Origin of the sequence: Streptomyces sp. NPDC006134, from assembly GCF_040628835.1 — a bacterium.
In the GTDB taxonomy this organism is placed as follows: domain Bacteria; phylum Actinomycetota; class Actinomycetes; order Streptomycetales; family Streptomycetaceae; genus Streptomyces.
In genome coordinates this window covers 1-16,879 of the sequence record NZ_JBEXTV010000074.1, presented here as the reverse complement: position 1 = coordinate 16,879, position 16,879 = coordinate 1, and the positions used below count along the sequence as shown (strand labels likewise).

At 74.5% G+C, this 16,879-nt stretch carries 14 protein-coding genes and 2 pseudogenes; 12 read left to right on the top strand and 4 right to left on the bottom strand.

The genetic code is table 11. The features are described 5' to 3' along the window. Nucleotides 1-51 precede the first annotated feature (51 nt). Nucleotides 52-453: a DUF2795 domain-containing protein gene (locus tag ABZ340_RS32645; protein WP_358785492.1), complete on the bottom strand. Its 402-nt coding sequence runs from the start codon at nucleotides 451-453 to the stop codon at nucleotides 52-54. 229 nt (nucleotides 454-682) lie between these two features. On the opposite strand from ABZ340_RS32645, the gene ABZ340_RS32640 reads away from it, so the two are divergent. Beyond that, nucleotides 683-862, top strand: a complete 180-nt coding sequence (locus ABZ340_RS32640) for a hypothetical protein (RefSeq protein ID WP_358785491.1) — start codon at nucleotides 683-685, stop codon at nucleotides 860-862. On the opposite strand, the gene ABZ340_RS32635 is transcribed toward ABZ340_RS32640, so the two are convergent. Continuing rightward, complete coding sequence (locus ABZ340_RS32635) at nucleotides 816-2,609, bottom strand: thiamine pyrophosphate-requiring protein (protein ID WP_358785490.1); 1,794 nt, start codon at nucleotides 2,607-2,609, stop codon at nucleotides 816-818. The genes ABZ340_RS32640 and ABZ340_RS32635 overlap by 47 nt on opposite strands. 595 nt (nucleotides 2,610-3,204) lie before the next feature. Here ABZ340_RS32635 and ABZ340_RS32630 point away from each other — a divergent pair. The 4 genes from ABZ340_RS32630 (at nucleotide 3,205) to ABZ340_RS32615 (ending at nucleotide 7,446) form a co-directional block, all read left to right on the top strand. Further along, entirely contained in the window at nucleotides 3,205-3,999 is a 795-nt protein-coding gene (locus ABZ340_RS32630; protein WP_358785489.1) for an RNA polymerase sigma factor SigF, read from the top strand. Between the two features lie 164 nt (nucleotides 4,000-4,163). Further along, a complete protein-coding gene (locus ABZ340_RS32625) occupies nucleotides 4,164-4,961 on the top strand; it encodes a hypothetical protein (protein WP_358785488.1) in 798 nt (265 codons plus the stop codon). 173 nt (nucleotides 4,962-5,134) lie between these two features. Beyond that, nucleotides 5,135-6,379 carry an aminotransferase class I/II-fold pyridoxal phosphate-dependent enzyme gene (locus tag ABZ340_RS32620; RefSeq protein WP_358785487.1) on the top strand — a complete coding sequence of 415 codons (1,245 nt, stop codon included), beginning with the start codon at nucleotides 5,135-5,137 and terminating at the stop codon, nucleotides 6,377-6,379. Beyond that, entirely contained in the window at nucleotides 6,376-7,446 is a 1,071-nt protein-coding gene (locus tag ABZ340_RS32615) for an MBL fold metallo-hydrolase (protein WP_358785486.1), read from the top strand. The genes ABZ340_RS32620 and ABZ340_RS32615 overlap by 4 nt, the downstream gene beginning before the upstream one ends. 199 nt (nucleotides 7,447-7,645) lie before the next feature. On the opposite strand, the gene ABZ340_RS32610 is transcribed toward ABZ340_RS32615, so the two are convergent. Further along, a complete protein-coding gene (locus tag ABZ340_RS32610; RefSeq protein ID WP_358785485.1) occupies nucleotides 7,646-8,275 on the bottom strand; it encodes a VTT domain-containing protein in 630 nt (209 codons plus the stop codon). Continuing rightward, nucleotides 8,272-9,045: an MBL fold metallo-hydrolase gene (locus ABZ340_RS32605; RefSeq protein WP_358785516.1), complete on the bottom strand. Its 774-nt coding sequence runs from the start codon at nucleotides 9,043-9,045 to the stop codon at nucleotides 8,272-8,274. Before ABZ340_RS32605 ends, ABZ340_RS32610 begins: the two co-directional genes overlap by 4 nt. A gap of 82 nt (nucleotides 9,046-9,127) precedes the next feature. Between ABZ340_RS32605 and ABZ340_RS32600 the strand changes: the two genes are divergently transcribed. The 7 genes and pseudogenes from ABZ340_RS32600 to ABZ340_RS32570 all read left to right on the top strand — a co-directional run bounded on the left by ABZ340_RS32600 (nucleotide 9,128) and on the right by ABZ340_RS32570 (nucleotide 16,817). Beyond that, entirely contained in the window at nucleotides 9,128-9,529 is a 402-nt protein-coding gene (locus ABZ340_RS32600; RefSeq protein WP_358785484.1) for a hypothetical protein, read from the top strand. 198 nt (nucleotides 9,530-9,727) lie between these two features. Continuing rightward, nucleotides 9,728-11,803, top strand: coding sequence for an alkaline phosphatase family protein (locus ABZ340_RS32595; protein ID WP_358785515.1), 2,076 nt, complete (start codon nucleotides 9,728-9,730; stop codon nucleotides 11,801-11,803). 84 nt (nucleotides 11,804-11,887) lie between these two features. After that, a complete protein-coding gene (locus tag ABZ340_RS32590) occupies nucleotides 11,888-13,276 on the top strand; it encodes an amino acid permease (protein ID WP_358785483.1) in 1,389 nt (462 codons plus the stop codon). 23 nt (nucleotides 13,277-13,299) lie between these two features. Further along, nucleotides 13,300-13,422: pseudogene (locus tag ABZ340_RS32585) on the top strand (hypothetical protein); the annotation flags it as partial. 71 nt (nucleotides 13,423-13,493) lie between these two features. Then, nucleotides 13,494-13,919, top strand: coding sequence for an OsmC family protein (locus ABZ340_RS32580; RefSeq protein ID WP_358785482.1), 426 nt, complete (start codon nucleotides 13,494-13,496; stop codon nucleotides 13,917-13,919). A 140-nt stretch (nucleotides 13,920-14,059) separates the two neighbouring features. Further along, nucleotides 14,060-15,949: a molecular chaperone DnaK gene (gene dnaK / locus ABZ340_RS32575; RefSeq protein WP_358785481.1), complete on the top strand. Its 1,890-nt coding sequence runs from the start codon at nucleotides 14,060-14,062 to the stop codon at nucleotides 15,947-15,949. A gap of 120 nt (nucleotides 15,950-16,069) precedes the next feature. Continuing rightward, nucleotides 16,070-16,817: pseudogene (locus ABZ340_RS32570) on the top strand (IS701 family transposase). The last annotated feature ends 62 nt before the right edge of the window (nucleotides 16,818-16,879 follow it).

Genomic DNA, 16,879 nt, shown 5'->3' with positions numbered 1-16,879 from the left:
CCGGCCGACGGCCCCGCCGCCCGCGGCGCCCCCGGCCGGGGCTCTCCTCGTCTACTCCGGCCCGGCCCGCCCGGCGGAACCGGGCCCGGTCAGGGCCTGGGCCAGCTGCTGGACGTTGCTGAAGCGCTCCTTGTGCGGCAGCTCCTCCACGCGCTCGACGAGGGCGTCGGGGGCGTGGGCGCGGCGCAGGGCGCGGGACAGCTCCCGCGGGTTCGCGGGAAAGGCGCCGCGCGTCAGGGTCCGGGCCAGCTCCAGCCGGAGCGCCTCCAGGTACGTCGGCCCGCGACTCGGCGTCACCGGGCCGCGCGCGACCTCCGGGTCGTCCTCGGCGGTCGGCTCCGGGTCGTGCCACTCCTCGCTGCGGGTGGGGTGCCCGGACCTGAGCAGGCCCTGCAGTTCGTGCTTCATCTCGTCGTCGCGGTGGAAACTCAGCCGGTCACTGCCTCGCTGCATGTCTCCCTCCAGTTCCTCGGGGGTGGCCACCGCGTACCCGAAGACCGGACGCCGACACGGATTCGGACGGGTCCGGCCCGATTTCGCCAGGGATCGTGCGGACGTACGACAGGGATCGCGCGGACGTACGGCCGGGATCGTGCGGACGTACGACGAGCGGGATTGGCCCGCCGGGCGGCGGGAACCCGGCCCGCGCCCCCCACGCCGCCCCTGACGGGAAGGACGGACCATGGCGGTGCTGTTCGCTGTGCTCATCCCGGTCCTCATGCTCGGCGTGGTGCTGGCGCTGGGCCGGTACGAGGAGCTGGTGCTCCCGGGCGCCGGGCCGCAGCCCGACGCCCTCGACCCGGCCGCCGCCGGGCCTACTTCTTCTCCCGGCCCGGCAGGAACTCCTGCATCTTCGCCTTGAACCCCTGCTTGACCACCGCGCCGCGGTCCGGGTCTCCCTTGAGGATCGCGGCGGCCGTGGACTCCATCTGGTCCCAGGTGGCGTGCGGCGGGACCGGCGGCACCGCCGGGTCGGTGAGGAACTCCACCACCGCGGGCCCGTCCGCCTCCAGCGCGGCCCGCCAGCCCGCCTCCACGTCCTGGGGCTTCTCCACCCGGATGCCGGTCAGCCCCAGCGACCGGGCGAACGCGGCGTACTGCACGTCCGGCAACTCCTGCGAGGGCTCGAAGGACGGGGCGCCGCCCATGGCCCGCAGCTCCCAGGTGACCTGGTTCAGGTCGCGGTTGTTCCACACGCCCACGACCAGCCGCGGGTCCTCCCAGGCGTCCCGGTACTTCGCCGCGGTGATCATTTCCGCGAGCCCGTTCATCTGCATCGCGCCGTCCCCCACCAGGGCGACCACCGGCCGGTCGGGGTGCGCGAACTTCGCGCCGATCGCGTACGGCACCGCACAGCCCATCGTCGCCAGCGTGCCGGACAGCGAACCGCGCATCCCGGGCCGCATGGTGATGTGCCGGGCGTACCAGTTCGCGGTCGAGCCCGAGTCGGAGGTGACGATCGCGTTCGCGGGCAGCAGGGGGTCCAGGGCGTGGGCGACGTACTCCGGGTTGACCGGGTCGGCGTCCAGGCCCGCGCGCCGCTCCATCACCTCCCGCCAGTGCCGGACGTTGTCGCACACCGTCTCGAACCACTCCCGCCCGCGCTCGCCGTCGATCAGCGGGATCAGCCGCTCCAGGGTGGCCTTGGCGTCGCCGACGAGGTTCACCTCGTACGGGTAGCGCATGCCGATCATGTGCGGGTCGAGATCGATCTGCACGCCCCGCGCCTTGCCGTACTCCGGCAGGAACTGCGAGTACGGGAAGGAGGACCCGATGGTCAGCAGGGTGTCGCAGTCCCGCATCAGCTCGTACGACGGGCGCGTGCCGAGCAGGCCGATCGACCCGGTGACGTACGGCAGGTCGTCACCGATCACGTCCTTGCCGAGCAGCGCCTTGGCGACACCCGCCCCGAGCAGCTCCGCGAGGCGCTCCACCTCGGCCCGCGCCCCGGCCGCGCCCTGCCCGACCAGGATGGCCACCTTGTCGCCCGCGTTGAGGATCTCCGCCGCCCGCCGCACGGACTCCTCGGAGGGGACCGAGGTCCACGCGCCGCCGCCCAGGCTGGAGGGCACCATCTTGAACGCGTGCGTGGGCGGCGAGTAGTCCAGTTCCTGCACGTCGCCGGGGATGATGACCGCCGTGGGGCAGCGGCGCGCGTACGCGGTGCGGATCGCCCGGTCCAGCACGTTCGGCAACTGCTCGGGCACCGTCACGGTCTCCACGAACTCGGAGGCGACGTCCTTGTAGAGGGTGTGCAGGTCCACCTCCTGCTGGTAGGAGCCGCCCATCGCCGTGCGGTGCGTCTGCCCGACGATCGCCAGCACCGGGACGTGGTCGAGCTTGGCGTCGTACAACCCGTTGAGCAGGTGGATCGCGCCCGGCCCCGACGTGGCCGCGCACACGCCGAGCCGGCCGCTGAACTTGGCGTACCCGACCGCCTGGAAGGCGGACATCTCCTCGTGCCGGGACTGCACGAAACGGGGCTGGTCACCGGCCCGGCCCCAGGCGGCCAGCAGACCGTTGATCCCGTCGCCCGGGTAGCCGAACACATGGTCGACACCCCAGGCGCGCAGCCGCTGCAGGACGTGGTCGGAGACCTTGGTGCTCATGTACGGACCTCCAGGAGGTGGGTGGTTCGGATGACGGTCGACGGGGTGCCGGCCGACGGAGCGTCGCGCCGGCCGGTGGAGTGCCGGCCGACGGGGGCGATCTCGGCGGCAGCCGTACGAGTCACCGGACGCGATCCCGGAAAACCTGCCGGGGCGTTTGCCGGCCGAGGGCCTGGGCAGGTGCACCCCAGTGCTTCGGACAGCAGGCACGTCCGTGGGAGCGGCACGGCGCGCGCCGCCCCGGCGTCTCAGAGCCCCGAACAGAAAGGGGAGTCCGGCTCGCGACGCCTGGCACGCACGCTCGCCGCGTTGCCGAAACGCCCACATGGCTCCGCCACGAGGGCGCTCCGGCGCCTTGCGATCGCACGCACCGGACGCCGCGAGCTGATCGGACTCCCCTTCTGTTCGGGGCTCTTGGCCCGTCCGGATCCCCGCACGCGCTCCCACGGTGACCGTCCGCCCCACGGGCCGTGCCGCCGCACCGGTGCCGTGACCTTTGGCACGCGGCCGCGGCTCGCTCCGCGGGGTCGCCCCGGCCGGGTCACCGGCAGGCGTGACGGCAGGGCCCCGCACTCCGAGGGAGTTGCGACGCACCATGCCGACCCCGCCCCGCGCGCAGCGCCACCCGCACGACGACGCCCCCGACACCGCCGACGCCCTCCGCGAACTCGCCGCGCTGCCCGGCGGCCCGCGGCGCGACGAGCTGCGCGCCGAGATCGTCGAAGCCTGGCTGCCCATGGCCGAACGGCTCGCCGGACGGTTCCGCGGCCGCGGCGAGAGCCACGAGGACCTGTGCCAGGTCGCCGCCCTCGGCCTGGTCAAAGCCGTCGACCGGTACGACCCCGGCCTCGGCCACGCCTTCGAGAGCTACGCCGTGCCGACCGTCACCGGCGAGATCAAGCGCCACTTCCGCGACCACCTGTGGACCCTGCACGTGCCCCGCCGGGTGCAGGACCTGCGCAACCGCGTCCGCTTCGCCTCCCGGGACCTGTCCGGGACCGTCTCCGGCGGCCGGCCCACCGTCGCCGAGATCGCCGAGCACGCGGGTCTGAGCGAGGACGACGTCCGGGCGGGCCTGGAGGCCCTGGAGAGCTTCACCGCCCTGTCCCTGGACGCCGAGCTTCCCGGCGCCGAGGACGGCCGCTCGCTCGGCGACGCCCTCGGCGGACCCGACCCCGCCCTCGACACCGTCGTCGACCGCGAAGCCGTCAGGGAGGGCCTGGCCGCCCTGCCGGAGCGCGAACGGGCCATCCTCTACATGCGGTTCTTCGACGACATGACCCAGAGCGGCATCGCCGAGCGGCTCGGCATCTCCCAGATGCACGTCTCCCGCCTGATCACCCGGTGCTGTGCCCGGGTCCGGGAGCAGGTGATGCGCGAGATCGCGTGAGCCTTCGCACGGACATCCGCACAATCCGGTCTCACCCGAACGGACGGCGCCGTCGCGCGAATGGTGCCCGGCCGCGCGCGGGCCGGTGACGGGCGGGCTGTGATGGCGGAACGGGGGCGCGAGCGACGTGCCCCCCGCAGCCGCCGCTCGAAGGAGCCCGCCCCATGCGCCGCACCGCCCGCGCCCTCTCCGCCGCCGTCCTGGCCGGCGCCGCCCTGGGCATCCCTGCCGCGACCGCCACCGCGGGACCCGCCGCCGTACCGGGTGTGCTCGCCGCGGAACCCGGGGTGCCGGACGGGCCGCCGGCCGAGGACGTCGCGGAACCGGAGGAGCCGGCAGAGGAGGCCTTGGAGACAGGTGATGTGGGTGATACGGGTGATGTCGCCGATATGAGCGAACCGCTCGGGGAGGCCGCGGAACCGGAGCTCCCCGGCGGGGAAGAGGAGCCGCTCGGAGAGGCCGCGGAACCGGACGATACGGCCATGGCGGCCGAGGAACCGTGTCCCGGGGGCGAGAGCGACGGCGGATCCTGCACGGGCAGCACCGGTGACATGGGCGACACGGGCGGCCTCGGCGGCGCCGAAATCACCGGGGGCACAGGAGGCACCGCGAATACCGGGAGCACCGGCGAGACGGGTGGCACCGCGAGCATCGGTGGCTCGGGCGGCACCGGAAACACCGGAAGCGTCGGCGGTGTCGGCGGGACCGCCCGCCCCTGCCCCACCACCCCCGCTATCCCCGTCACCCCCGTCCCTCCCACCCCACCGCACGGCGATCCCTGCGGCGGCGCGGGGGTGCCGCGCGGAGTGCGGGCAGGGCAGGGCGGCGCGTTCACCGGCTCCGTGCCCGCGCTGGTCGCCGGCGGCGTCCTGACGGCGGGCGCGATGGCCGCCGCCGTACACCGGCTGCGCGCGGGGGGACACCGGGGGAACCGAGGACTCCGGGGACACGGGAACCGCTGACCGGACCACCCGGCCCCACCGGCACTGTGATCCGCACAACGCGTCCCACGACCCATGACAGGGCGCCCCCGTGGGTACTCAGAGCCCGAGGTCGCTCACCGGACCGACGGCCACGGAGCACGCGGGGCGGCGGAGAGCCACGTCACGCACCACGGACAGCGCGGAGGTGAGGCATGCGGCGGACGGCCCCCGAAGGCCATGGCCCCGTCCGCTACGGGCCACCGCTCCCCGGCGACGGGCTGCCCGTGCCGCCCGAACTGTCCGGCGTGCTCGCCGCGGCGGCGTCCCGCACCGCGGGCGAGCCGGTCGGCGGCGGCCCCGCCCTGCGGGAGGCGGCCTGCGGCTACTGGTCCCGGCGCGGACTGTCCTGCGAACCCGGCGCCGTGGCCGCCGCGCCCGGCACCCCCGCCCTGCTGCTGGCGCTGACCGCCGCGCTCGACGGCGACGTCCTCGTGCCGCGCCCGTGCGCCGCCTGGTGGGGGCCGTACGCCCGCCTGCTGGGGCGGCCCGCCTTCCACGTCGCGACGCCCGCCGAGTGCGGCGGCGTGCCCGACCCGTACGCCCTGCTGGAGACCGTGCGCCGGGTCCGCGCCGAGGGCGGCGACCCCCGCCTGCTGGTGCTGTCGGTCGCCGACGATCCCACCGCCACCGTCGCCCCGCCCGAGCTGCTGCACGAGACCGTGGAGGCCGCCACCGGCGAGGGCCTCCACCTGGTCAGTGACGAGACCTGGCGCGACACCCTGCACGACCCCCACGACACGGTGCTGCTCAGCCCGGCCGAGATGCTGCCCGAGCGAGTCACCGTCGTCACCGACCTCACCGGCGCCCTGCTGCCGGCCGGCTGGCCCGCCGCCCTCGCCCGCTTCCCCGCGTCCGCCGCCGGGGACGGCCTCCACGCGCGCGTGCTCGACGTGCTCACCGCCCTCGACGCCCGCGTCGCCGCGCCGGTCGCCGCCGCGGCCGGGTACGCCCTGACCGAACCCGAGCCGGTCACCGGGCACCGCACGGCCGCCGTACGCCTGCACGCGCGCGTGGCCGCCGCCGCGCACCGGACCGTCACCGCCGCGGGCGCCCTCGCCCGGCCCCCGCGGGCCGGACGCCACCTGTACGCCGACCTCGGCCCGCTGCGCGGCGCCCTCGCCGGGCACGGCGTCGGCGACGCCCAGGACCTGGAGGACTTCCTGACCGCCCGGCTCGGCATGCCCGCACCCGGCGGCCACCGCTTCGGCGACGACCTCGGCGCCCTGCGCGTACGGCTGTCCACCGGCCCCCTCCTGGGCACCACGGACGGCGAACGCGCGGAATGCCTCACCTCACCCGCGCCGTTGGAACTGCCGCAGGTGCAACGCGCGTTGATCACTTTGAAGTCGGTCTTCGACGACCTCCGCGACGCTCAGCGATGGGAGCCTCCTCGATGACGCAGCAGCCCGAGCCGACCACGGCCACGACGATCACGAGCACGCCCGCCCGGGACACCGGCGCCCAGGCGGCCACGTCATCCCCGGCAGATCCGTTCCCGCCGCTCGCCGAGCCCCGCCCGCCGGCCGAACACCGCGTGTGGCCGCGCACGTTCCACGACCGGCTGACCGCCCCGCTGCCCGGCCTGAGGGCCTTCGCCCGGTTCGCCCGCGAGGGCGCCGTCAGACCCGGCCCCGAGGGTCTCGCCGACATCCCCCGGCTGCCGTACGCACCGGGTCCGCTGCCCCGCGTCGACGCCCGCACCGTCGCCGTCACCTGGGCCGGACACGCCAGCTGGGTGGTGCGCATCGGCGGGCTGACCGTGCTCACCGACCCCGTCTGGTCCCGCCGCATCCTCGGCACACCCGCCCGCATCACCCCCGTCGGCGTCGCCTGGGACGCCCTGCCGCACATCGACGCGGTCGTCATCAGCCACAACCACTACGACCACTTGGACGCCCCCACGCTGCGCCGCCTCCCGCGCGACACCCCGGTGTTCGTGCCCGCCGGGCTCGGACGCTGGTTCCACCGCCGCCGCTTCACCCGCGTCACCGAGCTGGACTGGTGGGAGGCGGCCGAACTGCACGGGGTCCGCTTCGACTTCGTCCCCGCCCACCACTGGTCCAAGCGCACCCTCACCGACACCTGCCGCACCCTGTGGGGCGGCTGGGTCCTCACCGCCCCCGACGGACAGCGCGTCTACTTCGCCGGCGACACCGGCTACGGCCACTGGTTCTCCCGCATCGGCCGCCGCTACCCCGGCATCGACCTGGCCCTGCTCCCCATCGGCGCCTACGACCCCCGCTGGTGGCTGCGCGACGTCCACTGCGACCCGGAGGAGGCGGTCCGCGCCGCGCAGGACCTCGGCGCCCGCCGCATGGCCCCCATGCACTGGGGCACGTTCGTGCTCTCCGCCGAGCCGGTCCTCGAACCCCTCACCCGGGTCCGCGCCGCCTGGGAGCGGGCGGGCCTGCCCCGCGAGGACCTGTGGGACCTGCCGGTGGGAGGATCGCGGGTGCTCGACTGACCCGGCCCGGCCGCTCACGGGCGAGGACCCTCGCGCGCGACCCTCCGCTCACGGGCGAGGGCCCCGCGACCCTCCGCGCACTTGCGCACGGGCCCGGCGGCCTCACGCCGCGCAATGCTCCACGGCATCGCTCACCGTCCACCGTCCACGGCGAGCGGCACAGCCGGCCAGAGCCTCGGCGGGTGCGGGGCACGGCCCCCTAGGCCCCGGCCGTGCCCCGCACCCGCCGCCACACCCCCGGCGCCGCGCTGACCAGCACGGTCAGGGCGACCGCCGCGGCCACGCCCTCCCACGGCTCCTCGAACAGCGAGCCGCCCAGAATCCCGATCAGCTGGTACGTCACCGCCCAGGCCAGGCAGGCCGGCAGATTGCCCCGGGCGAAACGGCGCAGCGGCCACCGCGTCATCAGGCAGGCCAGCATCACCGGGATGCGGCCCGCCGGCACCAGCCGCGACAGCACCAGCACGGCCACGCCGTGACCGGCCAGCTTCTCCTGCGCCTGCGCCAGCCGGTCCTCCGGCGCCCGCGCCCGGATCGCCTCCAGCCAGCGCGAGCCGTTCTTCGAGCCCATGCCGCGCCGCCCCAGCCAGTACAGCGCCACGTCCCCGAGGAACGCGGCCAGCGACGCCGTCACGAACACCAGCGCCAGCGAGAACGGCGGCGCCGTCTGGTGGAAGGCCACCACCGCCGCCGAACTCACCAGCGCGCCCGTCGGCACCACCGGCACCAGCGCCCCGATCAGCACCAGCAGGAACAGCGACGGATAGCCGAGCGCCTGCTGCGTGGTCTCCGGCGGCACGGTCGTCGAGGCGGCGGCCAGCCACGTCACCGGGCGACCTCCGGGCGCACGCTCTCCCCGTGCGCCAGCCGGTGCACCGCCACGCCGGGCGCGCGCAGCGCCGCCAGGCGCACGAAGTCGTCCCCCGGCGCGTGGAACTCGTGGGGGCGCACGGCGTCCATCCCGATCGGCCAGTACGTGCCGTAGTGCACCGGCACCGCGCTGCCCGGCGCCAGCCGCGCCAGCGCCTCGGCCGCCCGCCCCGCGTCCAGATGGCCCTCCCCGAGGAACGGCCCCCAGCCGCCCACCGGCAGCAGCGCCACGTCGACCGGCCCGACCTCCTTCTCCATCCCGTCGAACAGGCCGGTGTCCCCCGCGAAGTACGTCCGGGCCTCGCCCTCGACGACGAAGCCGAGCGCGGGGGAGCGGTGCGGCCCGATCGGCAGCCGCCGCCCGTCGTGCCGCGCGGGTACGGCCCGTACGACGAGGTCCCCGACGGTCGTCACGTCGCCGGGCGCCACCTCGCTCACCCGCAGATGGCGCAGCCGGCGCAGCCCCGGCACCGCCCGGGGCGCGCCCCGGGGCACGAGCAGGCGCGTGCCCGGCGCGAGCCGCGCCAGCGACGGCACGTGGAGATGGTCGGCGTGCAGGTGCGACACCAGCGCCACGTCCGCGCGGCACGCCTCGGGGGGCGGCAGGGCGCCGCGCCGGCGGCGCAGGTGGGCCAGCCGGCGGGCGAACAGGGGATCCGTGAGCACACGTATGTCCGAGTCCTCCACCGTGCAGGTGGCGTGACCCCACCAGGTGACCTCCACCGGCACCTCCATGCCTCCTTCGCGCGACTCCCCGCAGCCTACGACCAGCGGTAGGGTCGGCGGGGGTAACCGGAGGTAGGGGGACGCCATGAGGCCGGTCAGGGTGACGGCGATCGCGAGTCTGACGCCGCTGGAGGAACTGGACGCCGACCCCTTCCTGGTGGACTCCCGCGGCCAGCACGCCATGTGCGCCCGCTGGGCCGCCGAGCACGGCTACGTCGTCACCAGGGAACTGCTGGTACGGGGCCTGCGGCCCGACCACGACGCCCTGTGGGAGGGCGTGCGCCCGGGCGCCGACCTGTTCGTGGCGCCCAGCCGCCGGGTGCTGGAGAGCGCGCTGTCGTCCGTGGAGGAGTTCACCGAGGAGTGCGCGCGGCGCGGGGTGCGCGTGGAGACGGTCGGACAGGCCGAGCCCGCCTACGACGCCGAGATGAAGGCCCGCGTGCACCGCCGGCTGTCGATGCCGACGGCCGGGTACGACGGACGCTGACCGCCGCCGCGGCAGCGGCGCCCCCCTGGGCGGGAAGCCGGCCGGGAACCGGACCCGGGGGGACGAAAAGGCTCTTCGGACCGTTGTGACAAGGTGGGGAGGGGCCCGCGCCGACGACGGGCCGGGACGTGAGGTGTACTGAGCGTGGGCCAGGGGCGCTGGCGCGGGGCAGCCGGCCAGATCGGGCGCAGTGTCGCGGTGTGGGCCGTCTCCACGGTCACCATGCTGGCGCTGGCCGGCATCCTGCCGGACTTCCAGCTGCAGTCCGCCGACGGCGACAGCGCCACCACCATCGCGGTCACCGCCGCGACCGGCGCCGGCGCCTTCGGCCTGCTGTCCGCCCTGGTGTGGCCGCTGCTGGTGCGGCTGCTGCTCCTGGTCCCGGCGCTCGTCCTCGGGCTGCTGGTCTTCTTCCTCAACGGCGCCCTGCTGCTGCTCGCGCTGCATCTGAACCCGGCCGCGCGGGGCGGTGTCGCCCCGGAGACCGCGGTGGTGGTGGCCGCCGTGATGTCCGCCGTCGCCTCCGCCACCGGCGCCGCGCTCGCCGTGCGCGACGACGACGCCTACCGGCGCCGCCTGTACCGCCTGGCCGACCGCCGCCGGCGACGGGCCGGACCGCCCTGCCCCGCCACCCCCGGCACCGTCTTCGTCCAACTCGACGGCGTCGGCCACGACGCGCTGCTGGACGCCGTCGGCAAGGGCCTGATGCCCACCGTCGCCCGCTGGCTGGACGGCGGCGACGGCCGCCCGGCCACCCACCGGATCGTCCCCTGGCGCACCGACTGGTCCAGCCAGACCGGCGCCAGCCAGCTCGGCATCCTGCACGGCAGCAACCACGACGTCCCCGCCTTCCGCTGGTACGAGAAGGACCGCGGCGAGGTGATGGTGTGCAACCGCCCCGCCAGCGCCGCCCTGCTCCAGGCCCGCGCCGCCGCCGACGCCGGCCACGGCGGGCTGCTCGCCGTCGACGGCGCCAGCCGCGGCAACCTCTTCAGCGGCGGCGCCGGCGAGCAGGCCCTGGTGCTGTCCATCGCCACCCGCCGCCGCAGCCGCGAGAACCGCTCCCGGGCCGGCTACTTCGCCTACTTCTCCGACCCGGCCAACGCGGTGCGCACCGCGATGTCCTTCGCCGCCGAGGTGGGCCGGGAGATCGGCCAGTCCACCCGCGCCCGCCTGCGCAAGGAGCGCCCCCGGGTCTCGCGCGGCGGCCTCTACCCCTTCGTCCGCGCCTTCGCCACCGTCGTCGAGCGGGACGTCGTCGTCGCCGCGGTCATGGGCGACATGCTCGCCGGACGCACCGCCGTCTACGCCGACCTGGTCGCCTACGACGAGGTGGCGCACCACTCCGGGCCCGCGAGCCGCGACGCCGAGAAGGTCCTGACCCGACTGGACCGCGCCCTCGCGCTGATCGAGAAGGTCGCCGAGCACGCCCCCCGCCCCTACCGGATCGTCGTCCTGTCCGACCACGGCCAGAGCCCCGGCGAGACCTTCCGCTCCCGCTACGGCCTCACCCTCGGCGACCTGGTGCGGGCCGGCTGCGGGCTGCCCGTGCCGCGCCGGGCCCGGCGCACCCGCAGCGGCGCCGAGGCCCGCAACGCGGTGCGCGCCGCCCTGCGCCGCCCCGTCGAGGAGGGCGGCGAGGAGCACCGCCCCGCGGGCCGCCGCTCCGAGCCGATCGTGCTCGCCTCCGGCAACCTGGGCCTGGTCTCCTTCCCGGACGTCGGGCACCGGATGACCAAGGAGGAGATCGACGCCCGCCACCCCGCGCTGCTGCCGACCCTCGCCAACCACCCCGGCATCGGCTTCCTGCTGGTGGCCAGCGAGAAGCACGGCGGGGTCGTGCTCGGCGCCCGGGGCGTGGAGATCCCCCTGGACCGCCTCGACGAGGACCCCGGCCCGCTCGCCGTGTTCGGGCCCGGCGCCGCCGACGCCGTGCGCCGCACCCACTCCTTCCCGCACACCGCCGACATCATGGTCAACTCCTTCCACGACCCCGTCGACGGCGAGGTCCTCGCCTTCGAGGAGCAGATCGGCTCCCACGGCGGACTCGGCGGCGCCCAGTCGCGGGCCTTCCTGCTCGCCCCGGCCGTCTTCTCCCCGCCGGTCGCCGACGGCGCGCACCTGGTCGGCGCCGAGCAGGTGCACCGGGTGCTGCGCCGCTGGCTGGGCGAGGCGAACGGCCCGCAGGTGCTGCTGGACGATTCCCGGCCCGAGGCCCATGAGGACGCATCTTTTGCGGTGCCGGACGGGGGACCGCAGAACAAAAGCGCGTGATTTGGCGCCGCCTCGGAGCATGCCGGACCATGGGCGCCGTCCCGGCGATCCCGGGCACCAGTTCGACGAGAGGCGCACCACCCCATGCACGTCACCGGAACCGTCCCCCCGTCGGCTCCGGCCCCGCAGGAGACCCCCGCGGCCCCCACCACCGGCCACGACAAGCACGCCCGCCGCTTCGGGCTGCCCGTCGCCACCGCCCTGGTCATGGGCAACATCATCGGTGGCGGCATCTTCCTGCTGCCGGCCTCCGTGGCCCCGTTCGGCACGGTCAGCCTGGTCGCCTTCGGCGTCCTGACCGTCGGGGCCATCGCCCTGGCGCTGGTCTTCGGCAGGCTCGCCCAGCGCAATCCGCGCACCGGCGGCCCCTACGTCTACGCCCGCGAGGCCTTCGGAGACTTCGCCGGGTTCCTCGCCGCCTGGGCGTACTGGATCACCTCCTGGGTCTCCAACGCGGCCCTCGCGGTCGCCGCCGTCGGCTACCTCGACGTCCTGATCCCGGTGAACGACCACCGCTGGAGCGCCTGCCTGGCCGCGCTCGTCGTGCAGTGGCTGCCCGCGCTGGCCAACTTCGCCGGCACCCGCTACGTGGGCGCCGTCCAGCTCGTCGCCACCGTCCTGAAGTTCGCGCCGCTGTTGCTGGTCGCGTTCGGCGGGCTGTTCTTCTTCGACCCGGACAACCTGGGCCCCTTCCACGCCGGCGGCGGCAGCCTGACCGGCGCGGTCTCCGCGTCGGCCGCGATCCTGCTCTTCTCCTACCTGGGCGTGGAGTCCGCCGCCGTGAGCGCGGGAGAGGTGAAGAACCCCCGGCGCACCGTGGGCCTGGCCACCGTCATCGGCACCGCGGGCGCGGCCCTCGTCTACCTGCTGGGCACGCTGTCGGTGTTCGGCACGGTCTCCCACGACCGCCTGGTGGAGTCCACCGCGCCCTTCTCCGACGCCGTGAACACCATGTTCGGCGGCACCTGGGGCGGCTGGGCCGTCGCACTGGCGGCGCTCGTGTCGATCACCGGCTGCCTCAACGGCTGGACCCTGCTGAGCGCCCAGACCCCGTACGCCGCCGCGAAGGACGGGCTCTTCCCGGCCGCGTTCGCGCGCAAGCGGCGCGGCGTGCCCACCGTCGGCGTCGGCGTCACCGTCGTCCTCGCCTCGCTGCTGACCGTCTACAACTACACGGCCGGCTCGGCGAAGGTCTTCGAGGTCCTCGTCCTCGTCACCACCTTCACCGCGACCGTGCCGTACCTGCTGGCCACCGCCGCGCAGATCTTCCACCTCGTCTCGGGGCGGGGCGACCTGGTCGACCGGCGGCGCCTGGTCCGGGACGCCGTGGTGGCGGCCGTCGCCGCGGCCTTCTCGATGTGGCTCGTCGCGGGCGCCGGGTACGCGGCGGTCTACCAGGGCGTGCTGTTCCTGTTCGCGGGCGTCCTCGTCTACGCGGTGATGGCGGCCCGCCGGCAGCGGACGGCGGCCTGAGGGGCGGGCCCCGGGACGGGCTCGTGCCGATCATCACGGACGGCCGGTGCGACACCCCGCGGGTGCGGCGCGAGCACGCCTGCCTGATCCCGCAGGGGGTCCGGCTGCCGTTCGGCGCCCGGGGGCCGGTCTTTCACGTGCGCTGAGCCGGAATGTGATCGGATGGTGCGGGAAACCCCGCAAGGGGCACAACGGGATCCACCCGAAAGGAAGAAACGTGGCAACCACGCGTTCCGCACACACCGTCTGGGAAGGCAACCTGCTCGAGGGGAACGGCGTCGTCACCTTCGACTCCTCCGGCATCGGCCAGCAGCCGGTGTCCTGGCCGTCGCGCGCCGAGCAGCCGGGCGGCAAGACCAGCCCCGAGGAGCTGATCGCCGCCGCCCACTCCAGCTGCTTCTCCATGGCCCTGTCGCACGCCCTGTCCGGCGCCGGCACCCCGCCCACCAAGCTGGTCACCTCGGCCGACGTCACCTTCCAGCCGGGTGAGGGCATCACGGGCATCCACCTCACCGTCGAGGGCACCGTCCCCGGCCTCGACGACGACGGCTTCACCGCCGCCGCGGAGGACGCCAAGGCCAACTGCCCGGTCAGCCAGGCCCTGAAGGCCGTACCGATCACGCTGACCGCGAAGCTCGCCTGACCGCCCGCCCGCACACCGCGACGCGCAGGCCGCCCGCGGGGCAGCCTGCGCGACGCGCGCCCCCTCCGCGGCATTGACAACGAGGCACTCAAGTTTTGTGCTGGAGTTCTGGGAATCCGCCCTGGCGGAAGGGGACAGCGATGGGACGTGCGGTCGGTATCGATCTCGGAACCACGAACTCGGTGGTGGCCGTCCTGGAGGGCGGTGAGCCCACGGTCGTCGCCAACGCGGAAGGGGCCCGCACCACCCCCTCGGTCGTGGCCTTCGCGAAGAACGGCGAGGTCCTGGTCGGGGAGGTCGCCAAACGGCAGGCCGTGACGAACGTCGAGCGCACCGCGCGCTCCGTGAAACGGCACATGGGTGACGCGCACTGGCGCTTCCCCGAGCAGGGCTCGGTCGACGGCACCCGCTACCGGGCGCAGGAGCTGTCCGCCCGGGTGCTGCAGAAGCTGAAGCGGGACGCGGAGGCGTACCTCGGGGAGGACGTCACCGACGCGGTGATCACCGTCCCCGCCTACTTCGACGACGCCCAGCGGCAGGCCACCAAGGAGGCCGGGGAGATCGCCGGCCTGAAGGTGCTGCGGATCGTCAACGAGCCGACGGCGGCGGCGCTGGCGTACGGCCTGGACAAGGAGAACGACCAGACCGTCCTCGTCTTCGACCTGGGCGGCGGCACCTTCGACGTGTCGCTGCTGGAGATGGGCGAGGGCGTCATCGAGGTGAAGGCCACCAACGGCGACACCCACCTCGGCGGCGACGACTGGGACCAGCGGGTCGTCGAGTACCTCGTCAAGCGGTTCCAGGGCCAGTACGGCGTGGACCTGGCCCGGGACAAGATGGCGGTGCAGCGGCTGCGCGAGGGCGCCGAGAAGGCGAAGATCGAGCTGTCGTCGGCCACGGAGACCTCGATCAACCTGCCCTACATCACCGCCTCCGCCGAGGGCCCGCTCCACCTGGACGAGAAGCTCACCCGCGCCCAGTTCCAGGAACTGACCGCCGACCTGCTGGAGCGGTGCAAGAAGCCCTTCCACCAGGCGGTGAAGGACGCCGGGATCGAACTCTCCGCGATCGACCACGTGATCCTGGTCGGCGGCTCCACCCGCATGCCCGCGGTCACCGAGCTGGTGCGGGAGCTCACCGGCAAGGACCCGCACAAGGGCGTCAACCCCGACGAGGTCGTCGCGGTCGGCGCGGCTCTCCAGGCGGGCGTGCTGCGCGGCGACGTCAAGGACGTCCTGCTGCTCGACGTCACCCCGCTGTCCCTGGGCATCGAGACCAAGGGCGGCATCATGACCAAGCTGATCGAACGCAACACGACCATCCCGACCCGGCGCTCGGAGATCTTCACCACGGCCACCGACAACCAGCCCTCGGTCGGCATCCAGGTCTACCAGGGCGAGCGGGAGATCGCCGCCTACAACAAGAAGCTCGGCACCTTCGACCTCACCGGCCTGCCGCCCGCCCCGCGCGGCGTCCCGCAGATCGAGGTCGCCTTCGACATCGACGCCAACGGCATCATGCACGTCTCCGCCAAGGACCTGGCGACCGGCCGCGAGCAGAAGATGACCGTCACCGGCGGCTCGGCGCTGCCCAAGGAGGACATCGACCGCATGATGCGGGAGGCCGAACAGTACGCCGAGGAGGACCGCGCACGCCGGGAGGCCGCCGAGACCCGCAACCAGGCCGAGCAGCTCGTCTACCAGACGGAGAAGTTTCTGCGGGACAACGGCGACAAGGTCCCCGCCGAGGTCCGCTCCGAGGTCGAGTCGGCCGTCGCCGACCTGAAGTCCCTCCTGGAGCGCGACGCCGCCACGCCCGCCCTGCGGGACGGCGTCGAGAAACTCGCCACGGTCAGCCAGCGCATGGGCCAGGCGATGTACGCGCAGGCCGGACAGGAACCGGGCGCTGCGGCGGGCGGCGAGCGGCACACCGCGCCGCAGGAGGAGGAAGGGGTGGTCGACGCGGAGATCGTCGACGACGACAGGGACGCCGGCGACGGCGGCAAGGAGCCTCGGGGACCGGCTGCCTAGCAGTGCTTCGTTGCGCCGGGTGATCACGGCGGGTGGTGGGCATCTTGCTGGTGTGAGGCTGGGGAGGCGGAACGGCTCCGGGGTGAGTCATCGGGGTTCGTTGCCGATGTGTTCGCCTCCATGCCGCGGCGGGATCAGCGGTGGTGGGGCGAGTGTTGTCTGCGGGGGCTGATGCTGGACGGCCGGCGCAAGTCGGTCCAGTCGACGGCCGAGCGGCTGCCGGACGGGAACATGCAGGCGCTGCAGCAGTTCGTGAACCAGTCGCCGTGGGATCCGCTGCCGGTGCGGCGGCGGATCGCCGAGCGGCTGTCCGAGGTGATCCGCCCCGAGGTGTGGGTGATCGACGACGTGTCGTTCCCCAGGTGCGGCACCGCGTCGGTGGGGTGGCCCGGCAGTACTGCGGAGCGGTCGGGAAACGGGCGAACTGCCAGGTCGCGGTCAGCGTCCATGCCGCCACCGACACCGCGTCCTGCCACTGGACTGGCGGTTGTATCTGCCGCGCGAGTGGACGGACGAACCGGACCGCTGCCGCAGGGCAGGAGTCCCCGACGACGTCACCCACCAGGAGAAGTGGCGTCTGGCGCTCGGCCTGCTGGACACGCTCACCGAGTGGAGGTTGAAGGCGCCGGTGGTGGTCGCCGATGCCGGCTACGGGGTCAGCACCCCGTTCCGTATCGGTCTCGAGGAGCGGGGGCTGTCCTATGTCCTGGCTCTGACCGGGAAGGAAGTCGCCCCCCGGAGGCTTCCGAGCCGTACCGGCCCGCCTACGGCGGTCTCGGTCCGCCCACGCTGCCCCGCTACCGCACCGCGCCGCGAGCCGTCTCGGTCCTCGCCGCGCAGGCCGGTGCCGGCCGGTTCACCGAGGTGACCTGGCGGCAGGGCAGCAAGGGCGCGATGACCTCACGGTTCACGGTCCTGACCGTGCGCCCC